We start from the raw sequence: 24088 nt of genomic DNA, 5'->3' as shown, positions 1-24088 counted from the left end.
ATGGGATGACGCGGGGCGGGCGGCCGGTTCAGGGCCGGCGCAGGGCCTGGACCGCGAAGGCGGCGACCTCGTGGTCCTGCGCGGGTGATCCGCCGCCGGCACCCAGCGCCCCGACGACGACGCCGCAGGCGTCGGTGATCGGGACGCCGCCGGCGACGAAGGCCAGCGGGAGGGTGGTGGCGGTCTGGATCGAGGACAGCGGGGCGCCGGACTGCACCGCGGGGGCCAGATCTGCGGTCGCGGCGCCGAAATACACTGCGGTGCGGGCCTTGGCCCCGGAGGTGTCGATGGAGGCGAGCGCCGCGCCGTCCATCCGGGTCACCAGTACGGTGTTGCCGCCGCCGTCGAGGACCGAGAAGGTGAACGGTACCCCGAGCTCAGTGGCCTTGTGGACGCCTGCGGCGGTGGCCGTGGCCGCGTCGTCCAGAGTGAGGATGACCGGCGAGATCTGCGTGACGGGCATGGCCGTTGCTCCTTCAGGTCATGCTGGGTGGTGTTACTTCTCCACGTAGGGGGCGGCCTTGGCGAGGTCGGGGCGGGTGACGGGGTGGCCGTCGATGGTCTGGTAGGTGGCGGCGGAGCGGCCCAGGGTGTCCAGGAGGGTGGCGGGGCCGGCGAAGGGCTTGCCGCCGATGTGCCAGCCGTCGGTGTGCAGTTCCTCGATGAGGACCCACACGATCTCGCGGAAGGCCTCGGATCCCTCGAACTTGACCATGACCTCGGTCAGGGCGGCGGCCATCTCGTGCTTCTCCTGCGTGGTGAACACTCCGTCGACCAGCTTGACGTTGACGAACGGCATGAGGTGCTCCTCAGGTTGTGATGCGTTGCCCCGCCGAGTGGCGGGAACAACTGAATCCTCATCCCGGGGCCCCACACGCCGCACCAGTCATCCGACCCGACTGTGAAGGGCATCTATGCGGCGCCTGCGTCGAACCGGAGCCGTGCGGTCCGCGGCAACACCACCGCAACGGTGTGCCATGTGCCTGCGGTGGGCGCACCGGGCCGGTGCCCGCTTGGACCCGGGTGGGTCCGGGGCGGTGAAACCCGGGTCGGATGACTCATGCCCGGCCAAGGGGCGGCGACGACCATGGACAGGGACGGCGCAGCCGCCGAAACCCCTCACCGATGAAACGAGAAACACCATGTCCGAGCAAACCAACAAGCAACTGGTCGCGGACGCGTTCGACGCCTGGGCCGCTGGCACAGGAGGGGTGTTCGACCTCCTGGCCGAGGACGCCGACTGGACCATCGTCGGCAACAGCGTCGCCTCCGGCACCTACCCCACCCGCCAGGCATTCCTCGACACGGTCATCACCCCGTTCAACGCCCGGATGAGCAGCCCGCTGGTGCCGTCCGTGCGGGCGCTGTACGCCGACGGGGACACCGTGGTCGCCCTGTTCGACGCGAGCGCCACGGTGCGGGACGGCTCGCGCTACGACAACACCTACGCCTGGTTCCTGACCATGCGTGAGCACCGGATCGTCAGCGCTGTCGCGTTCTTCGACAGCGTCGAGTTCAACGACTTCTGGGCCCGGGTCCAGCCCGCCTGACCAGCCTGGCCCTGTCCGCTCCGTCCGCTCCGTCCGAAGATTGGCAGTGCACACCATGTTCGTTGTGATCCTGAACTACACCGCGCCGCTCGAAGAAATCGACCGCCACCTGGAAGCCCACAACGCGTGGCTGGAGGAGAACTTCACGGCCGGACACTTCGTCGCCTCGGGCCGCCAGGACCCCAGGGTGGGCGGCCTCGTCCTGGCCCGGGCCGCCGACCGCGAGGCATTGGGCCAGATCCTGGCCCTGGACCCGTTCGGCATCGGCAAGGTGGCAACCCACACGGTTATCGACTGGCGCCCCTCGCGCGCCAGCGCCGAGGCCCAGTGGCTGCTGCAGCCGTGATCCCCGCACCGGCGACGTCCCTAGGATCTGCCGGGCTCGGCACCCTGCACACGGTGCGGGCCGGTGTCCTGGACGTCGCCTACTTCGAGTCGGGCCCAGCCCAGGGCCCCGCCGTCCTGCTGCTGCACGGATTCCCCTACGACGTCCACAGCTACGTCGGCGTCGCCCCGCAGCTGGCCGCCGCCGGGATGCGGGTGATCGTCCCCTACCTGCGGGGCCACGGCCCCACCCGCTTCCGGGACCCCGCCACCCCACGCTCGGGGCAGCAGGCGGCACTGGGGGCCGACGTCGTCGCGCTCATGGACGCCCTGGAAATGCTGCGCGCCGTGCTGGCCGGCTACGACTGGGGCGGGCGCGCCGCCAACGTCGTCGCGGCGCTGTGGCCGGACCGGTGCGCGGGCCTGGTGTCGGTGAACAACTACCTCATCCAGGACATCAGCATCGCCGCCCGGCCCATCCGACCCGATCTTGAAGCCGGGTTCTGGTACTTCCACTACTTCGCCACCGAACGCGGCAGGCGCGGCCTGACCGCCAACCGCCGCGACATCGCCGAGGTGATCTGGCGGCGCAACTCCCCCGACTGGGACTTCGACGACACGCTCCTGGACCGCACCGCCCAGGCCTTTCTCAACGAGGACTATGTGGACGTGGTCATCCACTCCTACCGGCACCGGCTCGGCCTTACCGCGGGCGACCCCTCCTACGAGGAGATCGAGCAGCAGTTCGCCCGCCAACCGCCCATCACCGTGCCGAGCATCACGCTCGACGGTGAGGCGGACGGCAACTTCCCCGCCACCGGCGGCTCCGCGTCAGCGGCGCACTTCACCGGCCCGCGCACCCACCGCCGGGTGCCGCACGCCGGGCACAACCTCCCCCAAGAGAACCCCGCCGCCTTCACGGCAGCGGTCCTCGACCTGGCCCACACCGGTCCAACAGCCCGCCCCCGACTCAACCGCCCCTCGTGACGGCGGCCACCACCGGGACCTACCGAGAGACCATGATCATGCGCGCAGCCGTCCTGACCGAGTTCGCCACCGCGTTGGAACTCGCCGACATCCCCCGACCCGTGCCCGGCCCCGGCCAGGTCCTGGTCAAGATCGCCGCCAGCGGCGTGAACCCCCTGGACACCAAGATCCGTGCCGGTCTGGCCGCACACGCCCGTGCTGCCCTGCCCGCGGTGCTGGGCCTGGACCTGGCCGGCACCGTCGAGGAGGTGGGGCCGCAGGTCACCGGCTTCGCCGTCGGCGACGAGGTCTACGGCCTGAGCGGCGGTGTCGGCGACCTGCAGGGATCACTGGCTCAGTACGCGGCCGCCGACGCCCGCCTGCTCGCCCACAAGCCCGCCACCTTGACCATGCGCGAGGCCGCTGCCCTACCGCTGTCGATCGTCACTGCCTGGGAGGGACTGGTGGACCGAGCCAAGGTCGGCCCTGGCCACAAGGTCCTGGTGCACGGCGGTGCCGGCGGCATCGGCCACGTCGCGGTACAGATCGCCCGCGCCCGCGGCGCCGAGGTCTTCGCCACGGCCTCGGCCGCCGACGCCGCGGTCGTGCGCAAGCTCGGTGCCACCGCGATCGACTACGCCACAACCGAGGTGCAGGAGTACGTGGCCGCACACACCGGCGGCGAAGGCTTCGACATCGTCTTCGACACCGTCGGCGGCACCGTCCTGGACAACTCCTTCACGGCTGTGCGCGTCTACACCGGCCACGTCCTGAGCGCCCTGGGCTGGGGCACCCACGGCCTGGCCCCGCTCTCCTTCCGCGGCGCCACCTACTCCGGAGTGTTCACCCTGCTGCCCATGCTCACCGGCCACGGCCGCGAGCACCACGGCGAGATCCTGCGCGAAGCCGCCTCCCTGGCCGACGCCGGCCTGCTCAAGCCGCTGCTCGATCCCCGCCGCTACAGCCTGGACACGGTCGCCCAGGCCCACGCGGCCGTCGAGGACGGCTCGGCCCACGCCAAGATCGTCATCGACATCGAGACCTGACCCAACAGTAAGGAGCCCGGTAGCGCGCAACGCGCTACCGGGCTCCTTACTGTTCAGCTACCGCTACGGGGCGGCGGGCAGGCCCGTGTCGTACTTGGCCAGCAGGCCCAGCATCCGCTCGTCGATGCGCTCGGGCCCCCACGGCTGCACCTGCATCCCCGGCCGGGGCTCGTCGCCGCCTTCGACGAACAAGCCCTCGGCACCTCCCTGAAGAGCAGCTTGGCCGGGTGCAGCCAGTGTTGGTGAACCGGTGGGTGTTGCCCCGCGGGCAGAAGACCAGGTCGCCGGTGCGTGCGGTGAACTCCCGGTCACCGTCGAGGAACTCCAGCTCCCCGGAGACGAGGTAGAACGTCTCGTCGGTGTGTGCGTGGACATGCGGGGCGGGGCCGCCGCCCGGAGGCACGCTGGCCTCCACGAAACCGAACGCCCCGCCTGGCTGCTCAGCGGTGAGCTTGGTCGTGTAGATGTCTCCGTTGAACCATGTGCTTATGCCCTCGGCGGCGGGAACGTGCAGGCCACCGCCCTGGGAATGCAGGCCGGCCGGGGATTGGGGTACGACGAAACTCATCAGTGACTCCCATGTAGATCAAGAAGAATGGTTCGTCGCTCAAGGTCGGACTGGGTGGTGTTACTTCCGGGATGCGTTGTCCCCCCGAGCGGCGGGGACAACCGAATCCTCATCCTGGGGCCCCACACACCGCACCGGTCATCCGACCTGGTTCTTCCGCCGGTGACGTTCTCTCGCCCGGTTAGGGCCGGCCCTGCCGATCGTGCTGGTCGAGGGCGGTGAGCGCGTCCCGTCGGCCGGCGCGGGCGGTGACGCCGAGCTTGGGGAAAACGTTGTACAGGTGCCCGCTGACGGTGCGCGCGGACAAGTGCAGCCGCTCCTCGATCGCCTCGTTCGTCAGCCCCGAGGCCGCGAGCGTGGCGATCTGCAGCTCCTGCGGGGTGAGCTGGACCTGGCTCACGTCGGCCGGACGGCGCGACAGGCCGGTGGCGCTCATCTCGTTCCTGGCCCGCTCGGCCCACGGCGCGGCCCGCAGCCGGTCGAACAGCGCCAGCGCCGCAACCAGGTGCACCCGCGACTCGACGGTGGCCCGCTCCCGGCGCAGATGCTCGCCGTACGCCAGCAGCACCCGCGCACGCTCGAAGGGCCACAGCTCCTCGGGCGCCGCCTCAAGGGCCCGCTCAAAGTAGGCAGTGGCCGCTTCCCTCTCAGACACCAGGCCCTGGGCTCCCGCCACGAGCAGCGCCCAGCGGGAGGAGATCTTCGCGATGCCCATGCGCAGCATCGCGTCGACGAAATCCCGGGCCTGTGCGGTGCGGCCGGTGCGTACAGCCGCCTCGACCAGGTCGTAGGCCACGAACAGTTGCAGTTGCTGGGCGGTGCCGCCTTCCACGCCGCGAGGGCTGATCCTGACCGCCTCGGCGTACGCGGTCTCGTAGTCGCCGCGGCCGATGGCGGCGAGGGTCCGTACCCGGTACACGTGCTGGGGCACGATGAAGGCCTGGCGCGGGAGGGACCAGGACAGCATCCACTCCAGCGGTTCCTCGGCCACGTCCTGCTGGCCCAGTGCGGCGGCGGCCAGGGCCTTGCTGTACTTCAGGTACCAGACGAACTCCAGGTACCCGTAGGCCTCGACGAGTTCTAGGCCCTCCTCGGCGAAGCGCAGTGTGTCGTCCCAGCGCCCGGCCAGGTAACTCTCTCCACACAGCAGCATCAGCGCGTTGGTCACCGAGGCGACGGCACCCGCCTGCCTGCCTTCGCGCCATACCCGCAGCAGCGGTTCGCGCAGGTCGGCGAGGCGGTCGACGTCGTTGGCGACGTAGGCGACGCGGATGATCTGCCCGGGATCGCGCTCGGCGGCCAGGTCCGCGATCTGCCGGTCCAAGGTGGCCAGTGCCTCGGGCGAGGCGGTGGCGGGGTTGGTAGCGATCTCGGAGCGGACCAGAACGGACTCGGGCAGCAGGTCGCGGTACCGCTCCACCAGTTCGCGGTAGGAGTCCCACATCTCCTTGCGCCCGTTGAGGGCGACGGTTAGCGACAGGATCCAGATCGCCGAGTTGACCTCCTCCGCGGCCGGCTCGACGTCTGGGGCCCGAAGCGCGGCGCTGATCACCCGGTACGCGGAGATGACGTCCCCGTCGGAGTACAGCAGTAGCGAGGCCGCCGCGGAGGCGGCGGCCAACGAGCCCACGCCCGCGTTCACCCGCCGGGCATCGCCCAGCAGGCTCGACACCGACCGCGGGTGGAGCGTTTGCCAGTGCAGACGCGGGCAGCCCAGAATCGGCCAGGTGAACGATCCTGGAGACAGCGACATGACCGACTTGGCCGCGCGTCTGGAGCAGGAGGGGCGACGTCAGGGATTCTCGCTGACCCTCCAGTCCCCGGAAGGGAGCAACGCTGCCACGAACGCCTTTCTGGAGAGCGACCGCGGGAGCTTCCGTGTCTCGACTCATGCGCACCGCTCGTTCTACGTCGACCTCTGGCTCCCCGGCGTCCAGATCGGCTATGGCGAGGTCACCGACCTATCCGCGCTGGCCACAACCCTGAAGGGCTGGCAGGACGGAACTCCGCTCCGGGAACTGCAGGCCATCTGGCCAGACCTCCCGCTGACGCCGGACGCCATCGGACATGAGGAAGGGCACGCAGTCGAAGCAACCTGGCAGGCCATGCTCCAACGTGCTCCGCACATTCGCCTCGGCGACCCGGACGTCACCGTCGCCGCCTCCGCCCAGCCGCGCTTGCGCGCACTGTTCCCCTTCCCCAGCCACGGCACACTGACGTTCCTCAGGGCGACCCGCTTCCCCTGGCCGCCCAACGACCTCCCCTTCATCGCCACCAGTGACCCTGGCTACACCGTCTACGCCCCCGGCTACAAGCTGATCGGTAAGACGGAGACGCCACCGGAGGCCGCCGCGCTCGTCGTCGCGCACCTACCCGAGAACTGCGGCCCCGCCTACGAAGGGATATGGCCCGGGGCGACCGAATCCACGCAGTGACAACAAGCCTGCCTCTGTGACAACCAGCATGCTTCGGCTCAGCTGAGCCGAGACACGCTTGTTGGAACCATTCGGTCACGCTTCCTGGAACCAGTGGTGAATTGCCACTCATGTTGGAACCTGTTTCGAGCATCCGGAGCCCGCAGCGTCCCGGGTCGCTCCTGGCTGAGGGGGCATCATGAACGCCATGGAAACCGAGCTGCCGACCGTGACCGTGACACTCTGGCCGCTGACGCCGTCGTGCTGTTCGACTGGTTGATGAGCACCGATCTCGACGCAGTTCCGATCACGCACCCGGCGCAGAAGCAGGCGTTGGCCGATCTCCTGTCCCGGCTGGAGTGGGCCGCCGACGCCGACATCACCGGCTCAACCTCCGAGGAGATCGCCGCCGCCCAGGAGGAGGTCGCCAAAGACATGGGTCGTTAACCGAGGTGCTTGCGACTTCTCGATCGAATGGAGCGACGGCGGGGATGATAGTCGCTATGGACACGACAGCACCGGGCCATGCCCTCGTCGAAGCAGGTTGGCAGAAGGTTCGCGCCGACGGGCGCGTCCGTCCGGAACTACTCGAAGCGGCCTACGCCGAACCCCGCCTGCGCCAACTGTTCCCCTGGACGGGAATGGGAGAGCTGCACTTCAGCCGCTGCACAGAATGGCCATGGGCGTGGGACATTCCCTACATCCAGCCCGCAACCGAAGGCGAGTACTGGGTCTCCGGCCCCCTGCGCAGCGAGTCTGTGGGGCCGGCCGCGACGGCACAACAGGCCATCGCGATGGTCGTCGACCGACTCCCGCTCCACTGCGGACCTGCCCTCGTTGGCACCCGAGAAGAACTCGCCGCCCAGGACGCCGCGATCCGGCCCACGAACCCCGAGACCCCAAGCCCCAACCGCTCCACGAGCTGATCTTGGTTCCAACCATCGTGGCCCGGTTCCAACTCTCGTGTCCCGGTGTCGTGTCGCAGAGTAGATGGCGCTGACGTGACGCTGACCTGCGTGGTAGCCAGATAGCCTAGGGCTTGAAGCTGGTGGCGTTCTCAAGTGATCTGGCTTTCGCGGAAGCGTTGACGGTGCTTGTCGGTGGTGCCTGACAGGGTGTGCTCGTGAACGTTGAAACCTTCTGGGAACTGATCGAGCTGTGCCGTCGGCAGGCGAAGGGCAGGAACGCTCGGCTTGCCTGGTTGCGGACCGATTTGTCGCGAAGGACGCAGGAGGAGATCGTTGAGTTCCAGCTGTGCCTCGACCAGCTGACCCGTCAGGCGTTCACCTGGGAGTTGGTGGCCGCGGCGGAGCGGATCTTCGGTGGTCGGTGCTCGGATGACGATTTCGACTACTTCGGCCTGTGGATGGTCGGGCTGGGAGGAGAGGTCTTCGGGCGAGCGGTGCTTGACCCGGATGCACTTGCCGATGCTCCTGAGGTCCTGGCGTTGACGGGGAGGCATTGGAGGGCCTGGGGCGAGGACTGGCCTGGGTGGGAATTGCTGGACTATGTGGCGTCGGAAGCCTTTGGGCTGGTGGCCGGGGATGCAGACGAGTGCGGCGAGGACTTCTATGCCGCTGTGCAGGCTCAGCGGGGCGAGCAGGTGGCCAGTCGGGGGCTGGCCGGGGAACATTGGAATGTCCGGGATGAAGTCGAAGCGGCTCGCAGATTGCCGCGATTGAGTGCCATGTTTCCGCTCAGTGACGACTCATGAGGGCGTGTCATGCCCAGTGTGTTGGCTTCCGCGGCGGTCGGCCTGCGGGTCGCAGAGGCGTTGGAATGCGAATCTGACACCACGAACGCGAAAGACTGCGAGTCTGCCAACTGCAATGCGACAGGACACCCGGCTCATCAGCCGGGGGCCGGGAAGGATCAGTCAGTGACAGATGTCGCGCCCAAGTGACAACTATCTCGCCCAATCACAGGAGCTGACAGTACTGCTGGACGGGCTCGACACCGCCGCCGAGGAGATCCGGATCACCCGCAAGACACTGCTAGAGCTGCCCGATCCGCGGCCACCCGCGCCGCCGACCGCGAAGCTGCCGGTCCATCCGTGCCTACCAGCAGATCATGGCGGTGTTCGCCGTAGCCGACGCACCGCTGCGGGCGCGGGCGGTGTGCGAGGCGATGGATGTGGAGACCGCGCCCAACAACGTCAACAACGCCCGCCTGAAGCTCAAGCGGCTGGTCGAGCGCGGGATCCTGGTCGAGACCGACCAGGGGTTGTTCACCCGGCCCCGGCCATAGCCGCCACGCGAGCCCGCGACCGGTGAAGGGCCATTGCGTAGAAGCGTCGCACTATGGGGCATTCAACACGAGGACCGTCACGCTGAAGAGTCCTGTCGTTCCAGGGCAGGGACGAGCCTCACCACACTGAAGCTTCCGTGCCTTCACGGTGGTCTGCCCGACACCGATCGCGCTATAGCGCATGGTGACCGTCCCGGGGCATGAGGTGATGCGGCAAGATCCGTCGTAGCGGGTCTGCAGCGACCCCTCCGGACGGAGGACCGCAGACGGGTCTGCGGACGGGACATCGGACAGACCATCAAACGGGAACACCCAATCAACCGCGGGGAGTGTCACCGCCACGATCTCCCCCACGTGAATGTCCACGGTCCGCTTGTCGTCAGCGCTCGTCACCGTCACGTCTGCCGGCGGCGGCAGGTGGACCGGCGGCGTGCTGCCGGAGCAACCGGACGACACGGGACAGACGAGCATAGTCATTGCCAACCAGCGCACCGTACGTCGCATACCGCTCTGACGCCCGCCTGGGCGAACCGGTTCCCGATTCAAGGCCTCCACGAGCTTCTCCTCAATGCGGCGGTGTCGGGCCTGCCCCGGCGGTGTTGACCAGCACGGTCAGCGGCTCGCCAGAGGCGGCGTGCTCGGCGGTTATCCGGTCGGCAAGCACACACCTGGTCGAGCGAGCCGAGGTCGGCGGGCAGGAACCGCGCGGATGTGCCGGATTCGTCGCGTCGATCCGGTCGACCGCCCGGTCGCCGCTACCTCCGACCACGGTGACCCAACCGAAATGGCAAAACGGGCGTCAACTCACTTACCGCCCTCTGGAAGGACCTCTGACAGTGAGTCAGTACGCCTTCAGGCCGTGGCCGCGGAACTGCCCGCGCACGCGCTCGACCAGGCCGGCGTCCGGCACCGGGGGGTCGGCCAGCGGGAAGGGGATGCCGAGGGCCTCGTACTTGGGGGCGCCCAGCTTGTGGAAGGGCAGCACGTCGACCTGTTCGACGTTGCCCAGGCCGGCCACGAAGCCGGCCAGGCCCTCGATCGCCTCCGCGTCGTCGGTCCAGCCCGGGACCAGCACGTAGCGGATCCGGGCCGGGATGCCCAGACGGTTCAGGCGGGTGGCGAAGTTGAGCGTCGGGCTCAGTTGACGGGTGGTCAGCCTCCGGTAGGTGGCCAGGTCGAAGGACTTGATGTCGAGCAGGACCAGGTCGGTGTCGGCGAGCAGCCGGTCGTCGGCCGCGGCGCCGAGGAAGCCCGAGGTGTCCAGGGCGGTGTGCAGTCCCAGTTCCTTGCAGCGGCGGAGGACTTCGGCGGTGAAGGCGTGCTGGAGCAGCGGCTCGCCCCCGGTCAGGGTCACCCCGCCGCCCGCGGCCCGGACGAACGCGGCGTGCCTGCCGATCAGCTCCATGACCTCGTCGACGCTCATGGGCGTCCCGTCCCGCATGTGCCAGGTGTCCGGGTTGGCGCAGTACAGGCAGCGCAGCGGGCAGCCGGACAGGAAGAGCACGAACCGGGTCCCGGGCCCGTCCACGCCGGTGGACAGGTCCCAGGAGTGGATCCGGCCGGTTGTCACGGCGCCCTTCATCACGACGCCTTCCATCACAGGGCGCCGTGGAAGGTGCGGCTGATCACGTCGAGCTGCTGCTCGCGGGTCAGCCGGACGAAGTTGACGGCGTATCCGGAGACCCGGATGGTCAGATCGGGGTAGTTCTCGGGGTGCTCCATGGCGTCCTGCAGGGTGGCCCGGTCCAGCACGTTGACGTTGAGGTGGAAGCCGCCGGACGCGGTGTAGGCGTCGAGGATGCCGACCAGGTTGCCGGCCCGCTCGGCCGGGTCGTGGCCCAGGCCCTCGGGGGTGACCGTGGAGGTCAGCGAGATGCCGTCGCGGGCCTGGTCGTACGGGATCTTCGCCACCGACAGCGCGGAGGCGGCCATGCCGTGGCGGTCCCGGCCGTTCATCGGGTTGGCGCCGGGCGCGAAGGGGGCTCCGGCGCGGCGGCCGTCGGGGGTGTTGCCGGTGTGCTTGCCGTAGACCACGTTGGAGGTGATGGTGAGCACCGACTGGGTGTGCACCGCGCCGCGGTAGGTGGGGTGGCGGCGTACCTTGCCCATGAAGGAGCGCACCAGCTCCACCGCGATCTCGTCGGCCCGGTCGTCATTGTTGCCGTAGGCGGGGTAGTCGCCCTCGACGGCGTAGTCGACGGCCATGCCGCCGGCGTCGCGGATCACCTTGACCCGCGCGTACTTCACGGCGGACAGGCTGTCGGCGGCCACCGAGAGGCCGGCGACGCCGCAGGCCATCCAGCGATGCACCGGGTAGTCGTGGAGTGCCATCTCCAGGCGCTCGTAGGCGTACTTGTCGTGCATGTAGTGGATCACGTTCAGGGCGTTGACGTAGAGCTCGGCGAGCCAGTCCAGGGTGCGGTCGTAGGCGGCGTACAGCGTCGCGTACTCCAGGTACTCCCCCGCGAGCGGGGCCGAGGGCGGGGCGACCTGGACGCCGCTGACCTCGTCGCGCCCGCCGTTGATCGCGTACAGCAGGGCCTTGGCCAGGTTGACCCGGGCGCCGAAGAACTGCATCTGCCTGCCCACCGTCATCGCGGACACGCAGCAGGCGATGGCGGTGTCGTCGCCGGTGACCGGGCGCATCAGCTCGTCGGACTCGTACTGGATCGAGGAGGTGTCGATGGACACCTGCGCGCAGAACCGCTTGAAGCCTGCGGGCAGGCGCGGGGACCACAGCACGGTCAGGTTCGGCTCCGGGGCCGGTCCCAGGTTGTAGAGGGTCTGCAGGAACCGGAAGGAGGTGCGGGTGACCAGCGGGCGGCCGTCGTCGCCGATGCCGCCGATGGACTCGGTGACCCAGGTGGGGTCGCCGGAGAACAGGGCGTCGTACTCCGGGGTGCGCAGGAACCGCACGATCCGCAGCTTGACCACGAAGTCGTCGACCAGTTCCTGGGCCTGGCGCTCGGTCAGCAAGCCCGCTTCCAGGTCGCGCTGGAGGAAGACGTCCAGGAAGGTGGAGGTACGGCCCAGCGACATCGCCGCGCCGTTCTGCTCCTTCACCGCTGCCAGGTAGCCCAGGTAGAGCCACTGGATCGCCTCGTGGGCGTCGGCGGCCGGGCGGGAGACGTCGCAGTCGTAGCCTGCGGCCATCTGCTCCAGTTCGCCCAAGGCCTTGATCTGCTCGGCGAGTTCCTCGCGGTCGCGGATGACCTCGGCGGTGGAGGCGTGGTGGTCCAGCCGGGCCCGTTCGGCCCGCTTGGCCACGATCAGGGCGGTGGTGCCGTACAGGGCGACCCGGCGGTAGTCGCCGATGATCCGGCCTCGGCCGTAGGCGTCGGGCAGACCGGTGACGATGCCGGCCTTGCGGGCCCGGATCATCTCCGGGGTGTAGGCGTCGAAGACGCCGTCGTTGTGGGTCTTGCGGTACTGGGTGAACACCCGCTCCAGCTCCGGCGGCACCGGGTACCCGTAGGTCGCCAGTGCCCCCGCCACCATGCGCCAGCCGCCGTAGGGCATGATCGCGCGCTTCAGCGGGGCGTCGGTCTGCAGACCGACGATCAGTTCGCGGTCGCGATCGATGTAGCCGGGGGCATGAGCGGTGATGGTGGAGGGGGTGGTGCTGTCGATGTCCAGGACGCCCTTGCGGCGCTCCTCCGGGAACAGCGCGGTGATCTTCTTCCACACCGTGGTGGTGCGCTCGGTCGGCCCGGTCAGGAAGCAGGCATCGCCCTCGTAGGGGGTGTAGTTGGCCTGGATGAAGTCGCGCACGTCGATCCGCTCACGCCAGTCGGCGCCGGTGAAGCCGCGCCAGGCGTCGTTCGAGAATCCAGTGGTCAGGCGGGTGTCCATGGTCGTCATGACTGCTCCGTAAGGTAGGCCGGGTGGCCCGCGAGGGGCCTTCCCTTCTGCTCTTCTCATCGTCCGTCGCGAGGGCTTCCCCGCAGCAGGGGCCAGCGGGCCCTCCGGGGGCCCGTTGGTCCCTACTGGTGGGACAGGGTTCAGGTGCGGTTGCCGTAGTACGCCTGACGCATCAGCTGCTGCATGTCCGCGAGCATGGGCATCCGCGGATTGGCCGGAGCGCACTGGTCCTCGTACGCGTTCATCGCCTGCTGCGGCAGCGCCGCGATGAAGGCCGTCTCCTCCACGCCCACCTCCTTGAAGGAGGCCGGGATGCCGACCTTTTCGCGCAGTTCCTCGACGGCTGCGGCCAGGGACTCGACACCCTGCTCGGGCGTGGCGGCGGCCAGGCCGAGCATCCGGGCGATGTCCTGGTAGCGCTCGGGTGCGATGTAGTGCCGGTACTTGGGCCAACTGGTGACCTTGGCCGGCGCGGCGCCGTTGTAGCGGATGACGTGCGGCAGCAGCAGCGCGTTGGTGCGGCCGTGGGCGACGCCGAAGGTCCCGCCCAGGGTGTGCGCCATGGCGTGGACGACGCCGAGGAAGGCCGAGCCGAAGGCCATGCCGGCGATGGTGCCGGCGTTGTGCATCTTCTCCCTGGCGGCGAGGTCGCCCGTGCCGTCGGTGACGGCCCGCTCCAGGTTCTCGAAGATCAGTCGGATGCCGTGCAGGGCCAGTCCGTCGGTGAAGTCGTTGGCGTACACCGACACATAGGTCTCGATGCAGTGCGTCAGCGCGTCGAAGCCGGTGTCGGCGGTGACGGCCCGGGGCAGGTGCGTGGTCAGTGCCGGGTCGCAGATCGCGATGCTCGGGGTGAGCGCGTAGTCGGCCAGCGGGTACTTCTGTCCCGTCGCGGTGTCGGTGATGACGGCGAAGGGGGTGACCTCGGACCCGGTGCCCGAGGTGGTCGGGATGCACACCAGCTTGGCCTTGACGCCCAGGTCGGGGAAGGTGAAGGCGCGCTTGCGGATGTCGAAGAACTTCTCCTTGAGATCCGCGAAGTCGACCTCGGGGTGCTCGTACATCAGCCACATGACCTTGGCCGCGTCCATGGGCGAACCGCCGCCCAGCGCGATGATGGTGTCGGGCTGGAAGCCGTGCATCAGCTCGGCGCCCTTGGCGACGGTGTCGATGCTGGGGTTGGGCTCGACGTAGTCGATGACCCGGACCTCGCACGGTTCGCTGCGCCGGTCCAGGATGGTGCGGATCCGCTCCAGGTGGCCGATCTCGACCATGGTGCGGTCGGTGACGACGACCACCTTGTGGACCTCGCGCATGTCCGCCAGGTAGGTGCTGGAGTTGCGCTCGAAGAAGATCTTCGGCGGGACCTTGAACCACTGCAGGTTGGTGTTGCGTCGCCCGATCCGCTTGATGGTCAGCAGATGTGACGCGGTGACATTACCGGCCACCGCGTTGTGCCCGTAGCTGCCGCAGCCCAAGGTGAGCGAGGGCGGGAAGGCGTTGTAGACGTCGCCGATACCACCCTGCGAGCTGGGCGCGTTCCAGATGATCCGGCACGCCTTGACGACATGGCCGAACTCCTCGACCAGCGCGGCGTCCGCGGTGTGGATGGCGGCGCTGTGGCCCAGGCCGTGGAACTCGACCATCCGCGCAGCGAGCCGCAGGCCCTCGCCGCGATCAGTGGCGCGCAGCACGGCCAGGACCGGGCAGAGCTTCTCCCGGGTCAGCGGTTCGTCCTGGCCCACCCCGGAGACCTCGGTCAGGATGATCGAGGTCTCCGGCGGCACGGTGAAGCCGGCGGCCTGCGCGATCTCGACCGCCGAGCGCCCGACCACGGCGGCGTTCAGCGAGGCTCCGGCGCAGTTCCGGTCCGGTCCCGTGCCGAAGAGGTGGCGCTCGAGGGCCGCCTTCTCGTCCGCCGTCGCCAGATGGGCCTTGAGGGTGCGGAACTCGGCCAGTGCCGCGTCGTAGATCTCCGCGTCCAGGATCACCGCCTGCTCGGAGGCACAGATCATGCCGTTGTCGAAGGACTTGGACAGCACGATGTCGTTGACCGCGCGCTTGAGGTCGGCGCTCTGCTCCACGTAGGCGGGAACGTTTCCCGCGCCCACGCCCAGGGCGGGCTTGCCGCAGGAGTAGGCGGCTCGCACCATGGCGTTGCCGCCGGTGGCCAGGATGGTGGCGACTCCCGGGTGGTTCATCAGCGCCGACGTCGCCTGCATCGACGGCCGCTCGATCCACTGCACGCAGTGCTCCGGGGCGCCTGCGGTGACAGCCGCGTCGCGCACGATCCTGGCTGCCTCCGCCGAACAGCGCTGCGCGGCGGGGTGGAAGCCGAACACGATGGGATTGCGGGTCTTCAAGGCGATCAGCGCCTTGAAGATGGTGGTGGAGGTCGGATTGGTCACCGGCGTCACCCCCGCGACGACGCCCACCGGCTCGGCGATGTCCACGATCCCGTCGATCTCGTCACGGCGGACCACCCCGACCGTCTTCAGGCCGGCCATGGAGTGGGTGATGTTCTCGCAGGCGAAGACGTTCTTCACGGCCTTGTCCTCGAACACCCCCCGACCGGTCTCCTCCACCGCCATGGCCGCCAACCGGGTGTGCGCGGCGAGCGCCGCCAGGGATGCCTTCTTCACGATGCGGTCCACCAGCTCCTGGCTGAAGTCGGCGTACTCGTCGAGCGCCGCCAGCGCGTTGCGCACCAGGGAGTCCACCTCGTCCACGGCATCGACCGGCGTACTGGCGGGAACCTGCGGCGAGCGGGGCATGAGACGTCTCCAGGGGGCGTCGAGCACGGATGAACCAGAGCAAGCCGCCCAGTCCCTTCGAACACTTCCAGCGTCTCCCGGCGTGATCGTCCCCGGCGACGGCCGAAGGTCCCTGCCCCTGGGCCTGAACGGCACCTCCGCGCCCCCTGCGCGGCCGGGGCCCGCTCACGGGGCGGGACCACCGGCCTGCGCCCGGGGCCGACCGGCCCTGGCCGGTCGGCTTCGGGGCGGAGAAGGCTGGAGGGGCGAGGATCCCGGGTGCCACCCACCGCGGCAGACACGCCTCGCCCCCAAGAGGAGAACACCATGAAGCGACCCGTGATCGTCGCCGTCGACGGCTCCGCGCAGAGCATCGCAGCCGCGCACTGGGCAGCCGATGAAGCAGCGTTGCGAGGCTCGCCGCTGCGCCTGGTCTACGCCGACCCCTGGCTTCGGGCGCTTCAGAACATCGACCGCCAGAACGGCGACGAGCAGGGTGCCGCCCTGCGCATGCTCGCCCATGTACAGGCCGAGGTCCAGGAACGCCGGCCGGCGCTCTCCGTCGACCTGGCCCTGGTGCAGGGTCAGGTCGTGGACGCGCTGGTGAAGACGGCCGGCGACAGCGAGATCACCGTGCTCGGGTCACGCGGACTCGGCGGCTTCGCCGAGCTGCTGCTCGGCTCCGTCAGCCTGGCCACCGCCGCCCGCGCCCAGGTGCCCGTCGTCGTGGTCCGTCCCGATATCCGGCAGGGCACCGAGCCGGAGCGCGTCGCAGCGTCCCGGATCGTGGTGGGCCTGGACGCCTACGACCCCTCCGATGCGGTCCTGGAGTTCGCCTTCGCCGAAGCGGCCTTGCGCGGCGCCCGGATCCGGGTCGTCCACGGCTGGAACCTCCCGACGAGCTGGCCGTCCCCAGGCTGGACGCCGCCGCTGATGCAGACCCCGGACCTGGAGAGCGCCGAGGCCGCCGAACTCGCCAAGGCGATGCTCAGCTGGCGTGACAAGTTCCCGGACACCGAGGTCGCCGAGGCCGTACGCCTCGGCGGTGGAGCGGCGGCGCTGGTCGAAGCCTCCGCCCAGGCCGACCTCGTCGTGGTCGGCCGCCGGATCCGCCCGCACGGCGCGGGCCTGCGCCTCGGCGCGGTCGCCCACGCGCTGCTGCACCACGCCAAGGCTCCGGTCGCCGTCGTCCCGCACGCCTGACCGCACACGCCTGAGAAAGGGTTCCGGGCGCCGACCTGAGGTCGGTGCCCGGAACCCTTTCCCTTCTTGTCTTCCTGTTACCGCAGGTCGAAGACCAGGCGCGCGGACACCTTGCCCGCGAGCACCTCCTCGAAGCAGGCGTTCACGTCCTGCAGGCGGCGGCTCTCCCGGATCACCCGGGTGCGGCCGAGAGCGTGCAGCCGGAAGACCTCGGCCAGGTCCTGCCGGGTGCCGACGATGGAGCCGACCACCGAGGTGCCGTTGAGGACGGTGTCGAAGACGGGCAGCTCCAGCTTCCCGCCGGCCGGCAGCGCGACCAGGACCAGGGTTCCGCCGCGGCGCAGCGAGGCGTAGGCGGCCTGGAAGGAGTCGTTGCTGACGGCCAGGGAGACTGCGGCGTGGGCTCCCCCGAGGCTGGCCGTCTCGGCGGCCACGTCCTGGACCCGGGCGTCGATCACATGGTCGGCGCCCAGCTCACGGGCCAGGGCCAGCTTCTCGTCGGTGACGTCGACCGCGACGGTCTCCGCTCCGGCGATGCGCGCGTACTGCAGCGCGAGGTGGCCCAGGCCGCCGATGCCGGAGATCAGCACCCGGGTGCCCGGACGCGCTCCGGAGATCTTCACGGCCTTGTAGGCGGTGACGCCGGCGCAGCTCAGAGGCGCGGCGTCGAGCGGGTCCAGCCCCTCCGGCACCTTGACCACGTAGTCACCATGGGCGAGCGCGTACTGCGCATAGCCGCCGTCGACGGAGTAGCCGCTGTTGTGCTGCGCCAGGCAGAGGGTCTCCCAGCCCGACACGCACTGGTCGCAGTGTCCGCAGGCATCCGCGAGCCAGGGGATGGCGACGCGGTCGCCGACCTCGACGAAGCCGACCCGCTCGCCGATCGCCTCGACGATGCCGACTCCCTCGTGGCCGGGGACGAACGGCAGCGCGGGCCGGACCGGCCAGTCACCGCGGGCGGCGTGGATGTCGGTGTGGCACAGGCCGCACGTCTCGATCCGGACCCGCACCTGGTGCGCGGCGGGCTCGGGCAGCGGGCGATCCTCGATGGTCAGCCCGGCGGCGAAGTCCCTGACGACAGCGGCTTTCATGACGACTCCTCTTGCGTGGATACTCCGGCCTTCAGGCCGGAGAGGAAACGCATCCTTGGAGCGAAGGCGCGAAGCGCCGCAGGTTCCTCGGATGTTCTGACGATCAGACAGGAACCGGTGCTCACAGGAATCCTGGTAGAATGTGAGGTATGGCGCAGCAGGTGAAGCGGGCGTACCGGTACCGCTTCCATCCCACCGACGAGCAGGCGGCGGAGCTGTCGCGCACGTTCGGCTGTGTGCGCCTGGTCTACAACATGGCCCTGGAGGCGCGCGGTGAGGCGTGGCGCACCGAGCAGCGGAACATCGGCTACGTCGAGTCCTCCGTGATGCTCACGCAGTGGAAGCGCACCAAGGAGCTGGGCTTTCTGGCCGAGGTGTCCTCGGTGCCGCTGCAGCAGGGCCTGCGGCATCTGCAGAAGGCGTTCGGGAACTTCTTCTCCAAGCGGGCGAAGTACCCGACGTTCAAGTCGAAGCGGAAGTCCCACGCGTCGGCGGAGTACACCGCCTCCGCGTTCCGCTTCCGCCAGGGGCAGTTGACGCTGGCGAAGATGGATGAGCCGCTCGCGATCGTGTGGTCGCGGCCCCTGCCCCCGGGCGTCGAGCCGACCACGGTCACAGTGTCGAAGGACGCGGCAGGCCGCTGGCACGTCTCCCTGCTGTGCGTGGACACCGTCGAGGCGTTCCCGCAGTCGGACAGTGTCGTGGGCATCGACGCGGGGATCACCTCCCTGCTGACCCTCTCCACGGGCGAGAAGATCGCAAACCCGAAGTTCGAGCGCCGCGACCGCGAACGCCTGGCCAAAGCGCAGCGGCAACTGGCGAAGAAGCAGAAGGGCTCGCAGAACCGGGCCAAGGCCCGGCTCAAGGTCGCGAAGATTCATGCGCGGATCGCGGACCGCCGCCGCGACTACCTGCACAAGCTCACCACTCGACTCGTTCGTGAGAACCAAGCGATCGTGATCGAGGACCTGACCGTGCGCAACATGGTCCAGAACCACACCCTGGCCCGGGCGATCAGCGATGCGTCGTGGACCCAGCTGCGCGCAATGCTGGAGTACAAGGCCCACTGGTACGGCCGTGAACTGGTGGTCGTCGACCGCTGGTACCCGAGCAGCAAGCTGTGCTCGCACTGCGGACACCGGACCGCGAAGCTGCCGCTGAACATCCGCGAGTGGACCTGCGGCACCTGCGGGAGCACCCACGACCGCGACGTGAACGCCGCGATCAACATCAGGCAAGAAGGCAGACGGATCGTGGCCGCCGGACGGGCGGACACACGAAACGCCTGTGGAGCCGACGTAGGACCCCAACGGCGCAAGCCGGGCGGGCAGTCGGCGACGAAGCAGGAAACCCCGCGGGCAACCGCAGGACTCCCCGCCCTTTAGGGCGACGGAGGATGTCAAGACGACTCCCAGCGACACAGGACCGGGCCCGCACCGGGTGGAGCGAGCCCCGGACTCCCTACCACCATCCCACCAGCCGCCACCGACGGCAGTGAGGGCCGAACGGCCCCCGGCCCGCGGCCACCCGACCCTCCCCCCGCGGGGCGGGAAGCGAACTCAGCGTCCCCCTGCGCTCATCGCCCCGGGGTTGGGCTTCGTGGCGGCGGCGAGGCTGGGCTGGAGGCGGCGGGCGACGTCGACGTGGTCGCCGGTCCAGATGAGGCGTACGGCGGTGGGGGTGGGCTGTCCGCAGTCGTCGCTCAGGTCCTGCCGGACCGATTCGACCAGGCGCGCGGCGGCTGCCGCGTTGAGCGGGACCGGGCCCGGCACGGGTGTGTGCCGGCCGAGGCCGGTGGCCAGGTCGCGGTACCAGTCGGTGACCCGGGCCGCCGTGCCCAGGATCTGCAGGCCGGCGTCGGTCCGCTCCACATCGGCGCGCTCGCCCCCGGCGTTGTGCCACAGCGAGACCACCCCGTCCGCCGCCAGGCGCAGCCCGACGACCCCGGTCACCAGGGTGGTCATGTCCGCCAGCGGCACCGGCTTGGTGCCGCGCTCGGCGAGGTAGCTGCGGAAGGCGTCGTCGAGCCTGCGGGCCGCGGCCGCCGCCTCCCGGCCCTCCGGCAGCGGCAGCTCCACCGGACCCGGACCCGGGCCCGGTGCCGGTGCGGGAGCGCCGAGCGCGTACTCCACGGCGCCGGCCAGGTAGCCGGCCCCGGCGGTGTACGCGTCAGCGAGGGCCCGGTCGACGGCGGCCTCGGCGCCGCGCGGCCAGAAGAACAGGGCGACGACCACGCTGACCGCGCAGCCCAGGGCGATGTCCTGGATCCGGAGCAGCACGATGTGCCAGTCGGGATTCTGGCCGATGTTGAACAGCACGACCAGAGTGACCGTGAAGGCCGCCTGGCCGGCCGTGAACGAGACCGCCGCCGGGGCGACTCCGGCGATCAGGATCGCCACCGGCAGCAGGAACCACAGGACGTTCCCGTGATGGCCGATCAGCTGGAGCAGCGCGGCGCCGATGACCGAGCCGATCACGGTTCCGGCCACGGCCCGTACCGCGTTCTGTCCGGTGTTCAGGGCGTTGGAGCGCAGCACGGACAGGGTTCCCAGGCCGACCCAGAAGGAGTGCTGCACGGTCATGACCTGGGCCAGGGTGACCGCGATCCCGAGGCCGACCGCGCCGCGCAGGCTGTTGTGCAGCCACACCGAGCCCTTCTCCAGGTGGGCCCGTGCCCGTTCCCGGGCCGAGGTCAGCGGGTTGCTGAGGGCGCCGGGTTCGCGGCCGAGCAGCCGGTCGGGCCAGCTGCGCCGTTCGGCGGCCGCGGCGAGCGAGACGTTGCCCGCGATCTGGAGCACCGCGAATCCGGTCTCCTGGGCCCGGAACGACGGGTCGAGGGCGGCGACGAAGGTGTACGCCTCCGCAGGGCCGCTCCCCGTCGGCGGGTCGGCCGGCAGGCGCGTGGTGGAGCTCTGCTCCATGCCGTCCATGGCCGTGCGCAGCCGGTCCGCCGCCGTCCCGAGCGCCGCGGGATCGCCGTGCAGGTCCCCGAGCAGGTCGGCCGCACGGTCCAGGACGTCGGCCGCCGCGCGGCGGACGTCGCGGGCGGCCGGGTCGCAGGCCGGAGGGTCGTCGGTGTAGTCGGCCCGGTCGTCCAGGATGGTGCTGAGCCAGGTGAGCTCGTCGACCAGCCGGACCAAAGCCCGCGAGGTGGTGGACAGTCCGGTGGGCCGGTAGGGGGTGGCATTGAAGGCACGCCGCAGGTCCGCCGCCGCGGCTGCGGCCTGCCGCGCCTTGGCGCGGCACTGCCCCGCGCTGGGGGCGTCCGCTCCCCGGGCCAACTGGGCGGCTTCGGTGCGCAGCCGGGCCGCGACGGTGCGGCAGACCCGCGCCGCCGGGCCGCTGAGGGGATCCGCGCTGGGCCTGGGCCACAGCACGGAGATCGCGAGCAGCGCGGCGCCGCCGGCCAGGCCCGCGCCGGCCAGCCGGTCCGGGAGCTGCGACAGCGGCGCCGGCGTGGTCACCGGCAGCACGAAGGCGAGCAGCAGGGCGGTCGCGGTGCCGGCCAGGACGGAGCTGACCACACCGGAGAACAGCACCAGGAATCCGACGACGACGGTGACCACGACGGCGAGCCAAGTCACCCTGGCCGTCAGCGTGCCGAGGCAGATCAGCACCGCCCAGGCCACCGCAAGTCCCGCCTGGGCCCGCAGCCGCTGCACCATCGGGCCGGTGAACTCGACCAGCAGCAGCATCGAGAAGGATCCGAACGCGGCGAAGCTCGCCATCGCGGTCGAGTGCAGCACCTGGGTGCACAGGGCGAACAGGGCGGGCATGACGATCGCGGTGCGTCCGGCCCGGCGGAACGCCGCCAGGCCGGGGTCGTGGGCGCGCAGCCACTGGACCGCCCGCGCGGGTCCGATCCGGCTCGGTGCCTGCATACGACCTGCCCACCTCCCGTCGACGGGATGCGCTGGTACCCCGTCGGGACCAAGTATCCCGGTGACCGCACCGCTGCGCCTCGCGTATCCGGAGGTTCGAACGTGGAGGTTCGAACGCGGGCGGTGCCGGCGGGAGCCTCAGGCGTCGACCGGTTCGCGCCAGGTCTGCTCCTCGTCGAGCAGCCGGTCGGCGATCCGCCGCACCGCGCCGTCGAGCTGCGCGCGGTCCGCCGGGTCGTCGCCGTCCCAGCCGTCGAGCTGGGTGCCCAGCCAGGCGCGCCAGGCGGTGGTGAGCCGTTCCACCTCGACGTCGCCGTCGGGCGTCAGCGAGAGCCGGTCGTCGTCCAGCCGGGCGTAGCCGGCCCGGGAGACCCCGACGAAGGCCGGCTCCAGCACCTCGGCCGGCATGTGGTGGGCGTGGGCGACCTCGGTGACCGTGGTCCCGCCCCGGGCCCGGGATCGCCAGTGGATCTGGCCCAGCGCCCAGGCCTGACCGGGCGTCAGCCGGGTGCCGGAATCGGCCAGGATCTGACGGGCCGCCTGCGGACCCGCCTTGCGCAGGGCCCGGGAGACCGCCCGCTCCAGCTGCCGGTCCGGGTCCGCGCCGTCCGGGGCCGAGAAGCCGTCGCCCATGTCGCCGGCGCCGGCCCGGGAGCTGTCCCGCAGCGGGACCTCCTTGAGCAGGAAGGCGATGGCGAACCCGGCCAGGGCGACCAGGACCACCCACCGGAAGACGAAGTTGATGGTGTGGGCGTAGGCGTCGATGATCGGCGCGGACTGGGCCGGCGGGAGCGCGTGCAGCAGTTTGGGGCTGAGCGCCGAGGCGGGCGGCACGCTCGGCACCTTGGCCAGGGCCTTGGCCAGGTTGGGAGTGAACTGGCCGGTGTAGAGCGTGCCGAAGACGGCGGTGCCGACCGAGCTGCCCAGCGTGCGGAAGAAGGTGACGCCCGAGGTGGCGGTGCCCATCTCCTGGTAGGCGACGGTGTTCTGGACCGCGATGGTCAGCACCTGCATGGCGGAGCCGATGCCGAGGCCCAGGACGAGCATGTAGAGCGACTCCAGCCAGACCCCGGTGCCGCGCCCCATCGTGGACATCAGGAACAGGCCCACGGCCATCAGCGCGGTCCCGACGATGGGGAAGACCTTGTACCGCCCGGTGCGGCCCACCACGATCCCGGAGACGATCGAGGTGGCCAGCAGCCCGCCCACCAGCGGCAGCGTCCGCACCCCCGACACGGTGGCCGAGACACCGTCGACGAACTGCAGATAGGTCGGCAGGTAGGTCATCGAGCCCAGCATGGCGAAGCCGACGATGAAGCTGAGCACCGAGCAGACCGTGAACACCGGGTTGCGGAACAGGTGCATCGGCAGCATCGGCTCCGCCGCGCGCAGTTCGACGAACACGAAGGCGGTCAGCAGCAGCACCGAGACCACGAACAGGCCGATGATGGTGACCGAGCCCCAGGCGTACTCGTTGCCGCCCCAGGACAGCCCCAGGATCAGCGCGGAGGCGCCCAGGGCGACCAGCACGATCCCGGCGTAGTCGATCAGCGGCTTGGACGCGGACCGGACCGAGGGGATGTAGCGGGCGGTCATCGCCAGCATCACCACGGCGACCGGGATGTTGACGTAGAAGCACCAGCGCCAGGACAGATGGTCGGTGAACAGCCCGCCCAGCGTCGGGCCGAGCACGGTGGTGACGCCGAAGACCGCGCCCAGCGCCCCCTGGTACTTGCCGCGCTCGCGCAGCGGGATAACGTCCGCGATCAGCGCCTGCGCGGTGACCATCAGCCCGCCGCCGCCGATGCCCTGCACGGCGCGGGCGGCGATCAGCATCAGCATCCCGTTGGAGACGCCAGCGACCACCGAACCCGCGACGAACACCACGGCGCTGATCTGGAAGACCACCCGGCGGCCGAACAGGTCGCCGAACTTGCCGACCAGCACCGTGGAGACGGTCTCGGCCAGCAGGTACGCGGTCACCACCCAGGACATGTGCCCGCTGCCGCCGAGGTCGTCGACGATGGTCGGCAGCGCGGTGGACACGATCGTCTGGTCCAGCGCCGCGAGCAGCATCCCCAGCATGATCGTCACAAAGATGACGTTCATCTGACGGCGGCTCAACGGCGCCCTCTCGGCCACGGACGGCGCAGCGACAGTAGTGCTCATCGCACCACTATCGGG

The 24088-nt window shown here is 70.1% G+C and carries 21 protein-coding genes and 1 pseudogene; 11 read left to right on the top strand and 11 right to left on the bottom strand.

Annotated elements, in window-relative coordinates:
* Positions 1–28: 28 nt before the first annotated feature.
* Both ABH941_RS04270 and ABH941_RS04265 read right to left on the bottom strand, forming a co-directional pair.
* Entirely contained in the window at positions 29–463 is a 435-nt protein-coding gene (locus ABH941_RS04270; protein ID WP_370127194.1) for a heme-binding protein, read from the bottom strand.
* 33 nt (positions 464–496) lie between these two features.
* Positions 497–799: a 4-oxalocrotonate tautomerase family protein gene (locus tag ABH941_RS04265; RefSeq protein WP_370127193.1), complete on the bottom strand. Its 303-nt coding sequence runs from the start codon at positions 797–799 to the stop codon at positions 497–499.
* Between the two features lie 343 nt (positions 800–1142).
* Here ABH941_RS04265 and ABH941_RS04260 point away from each other — a divergent pair, with 343 nt between their 5' ends.
* From ABH941_RS04260 to ABH941_RS04245, 4 genes are read left to right on the top strand one after another with little or no spacing between them, the layout of a single operon-like run.
* Complete coding sequence (locus tag ABH941_RS04260; RefSeq protein ID WP_370127192.1) at positions 1143–1550, top strand: nuclear transport factor 2 family protein; 408 nt, start codon at positions 1143–1145, stop codon at positions 1548–1550.
* A 55-nt stretch (positions 1551–1605) separates the two neighbouring features.
* Positions 1606–1896, top strand: coding sequence for a YciI family protein (locus ABH941_RS04255; RefSeq protein ID WP_370127191.1), 291 nt, complete (start codon positions 1606–1608; stop codon positions 1894–1896).
* Complete coding sequence (locus tag ABH941_RS04250; protein ID WP_370127190.1) at positions 1893–2861, top strand: alpha/beta fold hydrolase; 969 nt, start codon at positions 1893–1895, stop codon at positions 2859–2861. Before ABH941_RS04255 ends, ABH941_RS04250 begins: the two co-directional genes overlap by 4 nt.
* A gap of 32 nt (positions 2862–2893) precedes the next feature.
* Positions 2894–3886 (top strand): zinc-dependent alcohol dehydrogenase family protein, encoded by a 993-nt coding sequence (locus ABH941_RS04245; RefSeq protein WP_370127189.1) that lies wholly within the window; start codon positions 2894–2896, stop codon positions 3884–3886.
* A 63-nt stretch (positions 3887–3949) separates the two neighbouring features.
* Here ABH941_RS04245 and ABH941_RS04240 read toward each other — a convergent pair whose 3' ends face one another.
* From ABH941_RS04240 to ABH941_RS04230, 3 genes and pseudogenes are all read right to left on the bottom strand, one after another.
* Entirely contained in the window at positions 3950–4078 is a 129-nt protein-coding gene (locus ABH941_RS04240; RefSeq protein WP_370127387.1) for a hypothetical protein, read from the bottom strand.
* Between the two features lie 100 nt (positions 4079–4178).
* A pseudogene (locus ABH941_RS04235) lies at positions 4179–4454 on the bottom strand (cupin domain-containing protein); the annotation flags it as partial.
* A gap of 181 nt (positions 4455–4635) precedes the next feature.
* Positions 4636–6126 carry a LuxR C-terminal-related transcriptional regulator gene (locus ABH941_RS04230; protein ID WP_370127188.1) on the bottom strand — a complete coding sequence of 497 codons (1491 nt, stop codon included), beginning with the start codon at positions 6124–6126 and terminating at the stop codon, positions 4636–4638.
* Between the two features lie 79 nt (positions 6127–6205).
* On the opposite strand from ABH941_RS04230, the gene ABH941_RS04225 reads away from it, so the two are divergent.
* The 5 genes from ABH941_RS04225 to ABH941_RS04205 all read left to right on the top strand — a co-directional run bounded on the left by ABH941_RS04225 (position 6206) and on the right by ABH941_RS04205 (position 9115).
* Positions 6206–6889: a DUF6193 family natural product biosynthesis protein gene (locus ABH941_RS04225; protein ID WP_370127187.1), complete on the top strand. Its 684-nt coding sequence runs from the start codon at positions 6206–6208 to the stop codon at positions 6887–6889.
* A gap of 258 nt (positions 6890–7147) precedes the next feature.
* Positions 7148–7315, top strand: a complete 168-nt coding sequence (locus ABH941_RS04220) for a hypothetical protein (protein WP_370127186.1) — start codon at positions 7148–7150, stop codon at positions 7313–7315.
* 56 nt (positions 7316–7371) lie between these two features.
* Positions 7372–7794, top strand: coding sequence for a DUF6193 family natural product biosynthesis protein (locus tag ABH941_RS04215; RefSeq protein WP_370127185.1), 423 nt, complete (start codon positions 7372–7374; stop codon positions 7792–7794).
* Positions 7795–7991: 197 nt separating this feature from the next.
* Positions 7992–8582 (top strand): DUF4240 domain-containing protein, encoded by a 591-nt coding sequence (locus tag ABH941_RS04210; RefSeq protein ID WP_370127184.1) that lies wholly within the window; start codon positions 7992–7994, stop codon positions 8580–8582.
* Between the two features lie 356 nt (positions 8583–8938).
* Positions 8939–9115: a hypothetical protein gene (locus ABH941_RS04205; RefSeq protein WP_370127183.1), complete on the top strand. Its 177-nt coding sequence runs from the start codon at positions 8939–8941 to the stop codon at positions 9113–9115.
* 841 nt (positions 9116–9956) lie between these two features.
* Here ABH941_RS04205 and pflA read toward each other — a convergent pair.
* The 3 genes from pflA to adhE form a co-directional block, all read right to left on the bottom strand.
* Positions 9957–10697: a pyruvate formate-lyase-activating protein gene (gene pflA / locus ABH941_RS04200; RefSeq protein WP_370127182.1), complete on the bottom strand. Its 741-nt coding sequence runs from the start codon at positions 10695–10697 to the stop codon at positions 9957–9959.
* A gap of 14 nt (positions 10698–10711) precedes the next feature.
* Complete coding sequence (pflB, locus tag ABH941_RS04195) at positions 10712–12967, bottom strand: formate C-acetyltransferase (protein ID WP_370127380.1); 2256 nt, start codon at positions 12965–12967, stop codon at positions 10712–10714.
* Between the two features lie 149 nt (positions 12968–13116).
* Entirely contained in the window at positions 13117–15750 is a 2634-nt protein-coding gene (gene adhE / locus ABH941_RS04190; RefSeq protein WP_370127181.1) for a bifunctional acetaldehyde-CoA/alcohol dehydrogenase, read from the bottom strand.
* A gap of 306 nt (positions 15751–16056) precedes the next feature.
* Between adhE and ABH941_RS04185 the strand changes: the two genes are divergently transcribed.
* On the top strand, positions 16057–16932 hold the full coding sequence (locus tag ABH941_RS04185) for a universal stress protein (protein ID WP_370127180.1): 876 nt from the start codon (positions 16057–16059) through the stop codon (positions 16930–16932).
* 77 nt (positions 16933–17009) lie between these two features.
* Here the strand turns inward: ABH941_RS04185 and adhP are convergent, their stop codons facing one another.
* Positions 17010–18023, bottom strand: coding sequence for an alcohol dehydrogenase AdhP (gene adhP, locus ABH941_RS04180; RefSeq protein WP_370127179.1), 1014 nt, complete (start codon positions 18021–18023; stop codon positions 17010–17012).
* A gap of 149 nt (positions 18024–18172) precedes the next feature.
* Between adhP and ABH941_RS04175 the strand changes: the two genes are divergently transcribed.
* On the top strand, positions 18173–19408 hold the full coding sequence (locus tag ABH941_RS04175; protein WP_370127178.1) for an RNA-guided endonuclease InsQ/TnpB family protein: 1236 nt from the start codon (positions 18173–18175) through the stop codon (positions 19406–19408).
* 174 nt (positions 19409–19582) lie between these two features.
* On the opposite strand, the gene ABH941_RS04170 is transcribed toward ABH941_RS04175, so the two are convergent.
* Both ABH941_RS04170 and ABH941_RS04165 read right to left on the bottom strand, forming a co-directional pair.
* Complete coding sequence (locus ABH941_RS04170) at positions 19583–21904, bottom strand: FUSC family protein (protein WP_370127177.1); 2322 nt, start codon at positions 21902–21904, stop codon at positions 19583–19585.
* A 138-nt stretch (positions 21905–22042) separates the two neighbouring features.
* Positions 22043–24073: an MFS transporter gene (locus ABH941_RS04165; protein ID WP_370127176.1), complete on the bottom strand. Its 2031-nt coding sequence runs from the start codon at positions 24071–24073 to the stop codon at positions 22043–22045.
* Between the last annotated feature and the right edge of the window lie 15 nt (positions 24074–24088).

The organism is Streptacidiphilus sp. EB103A (genome assembly GCF_041261405.1).
Lineage (GTDB): Bacteria > Actinomycetota > Actinomycetes > Streptomycetales > Streptomycetaceae > Streptacidiphilus.
Note: the sequence above shows the minus strand (reverse complement) of the source record. Positions and strands in the feature narration are given on the sequence as shown.

Bases quoted from the DNA above. Each gene is read 5' to 3' on its own strand.
- ABH941_RS04205 (WP_370127183.1), top strand. From the start codon at position 8,939: ATGGCGGTGTTCGCCGTAGCCGACGCACCGCTGCGGGCGCGGGCGGTG.
- ABH941_RS04165 (WP_370127176.1), bottom strand. From the start codon at position 24,073: ATGAGCACTACTGTCGCTGCGCCGTCCGTGGCCGAGAGGGCGCCGTTG.
- ABH941_RS04225 (WP_370127187.1), top strand. From the start codon at position 6,206: ATGACCGACTTGGCCGCGCGTCTGGAGCAGGAGGGGCGACGTCAGGGA.
- ABH941_RS04260 (WP_370127192.1), top strand. From the start codon at position 1,143: ATGTCCGAGCAAACCAACAAGCAACTGGTCGCGGACGCGTTCGACGCC.
- ABH941_RS04170 (WP_370127177.1), bottom strand. From the start codon at position 21,904: ATGCAGGCACCGAGCCGGATCGGACCCGCGCGGGCGGTCCAGTGGCTG.
- adhP (WP_370127179.1), bottom strand. From the start codon at position 18,023: ATGAAAGCCGCTGTCGTCAGGGACTTCGCCGCCGGGCTGACCATCGAG.
- ABH941_RS04270 (WP_370127194.1), bottom strand. From the start codon at position 463: ATGCCCGTCACGCAGATCTCGCCGGTCATCCTCACTCTGGACGACGCG.
- ABH941_RS04185 (WP_370127180.1), top strand. From the start codon at position 16,057: ATGAAGCGACCCGTGATCGTCGCCGTCGACGGCTCCGCGCAGAGCATC.
- ABH941_RS04175 (WP_370127178.1), top strand. From the start codon at position 18,173: ATGGCGCAGCAGGTGAAGCGGGCGTACCGGTACCGCTTCCATCCCACC.
- ABH941_RS04220 (WP_370127186.1), top strand. From the start codon at position 7,148: ATGAGCACCGATCTCGACGCAGTTCCGATCACGCACCCGGCGCAGAAG.
- ABH941_RS04215 (WP_370127185.1), top strand. From the start codon at position 7,372: ATGGACACGACAGCACCGGGCCATGCCCTCGTCGAAGCAGGTTGGCAG.
- ABH941_RS04255 (WP_370127191.1), top strand. From the start codon at position 1,606: ATGTTCGTTGTGATCCTGAACTACACCGCGCCGCTCGAAGAAATCGAC.
- ABH941_RS04245 (WP_370127189.1), top strand. From the start codon at position 2,894: ATGATCATGCGCGCAGCCGTCCTGACCGAGTTCGCCACCGCGTTGGAA.
- pflB (WP_370127380.1), bottom strand. From the start codon at position 12,967: ATGGACACCCGCCTGACCACTGGATTCTCGAACGACGCCTGGCGCGGC.
- pflA (WP_370127182.1), bottom strand. From the start codon at position 10,697: ATGAAGGGCGCCGTGACAACCGGCCGGATCCACTCCTGGGACCTGTCC.
- adhE (WP_370127181.1), bottom strand. From the start codon at position 15,750: ATGCCCCGCTCGCCGCAGGTTCCCGCCAGTACGCCGGTCGATGCCGTG.
- ABH941_RS04265 (WP_370127193.1), bottom strand. From the start codon at position 799: ATGCCGTTCGTCAACGTCAAGCTGGTCGACGGAGTGTTCACCACGCAG.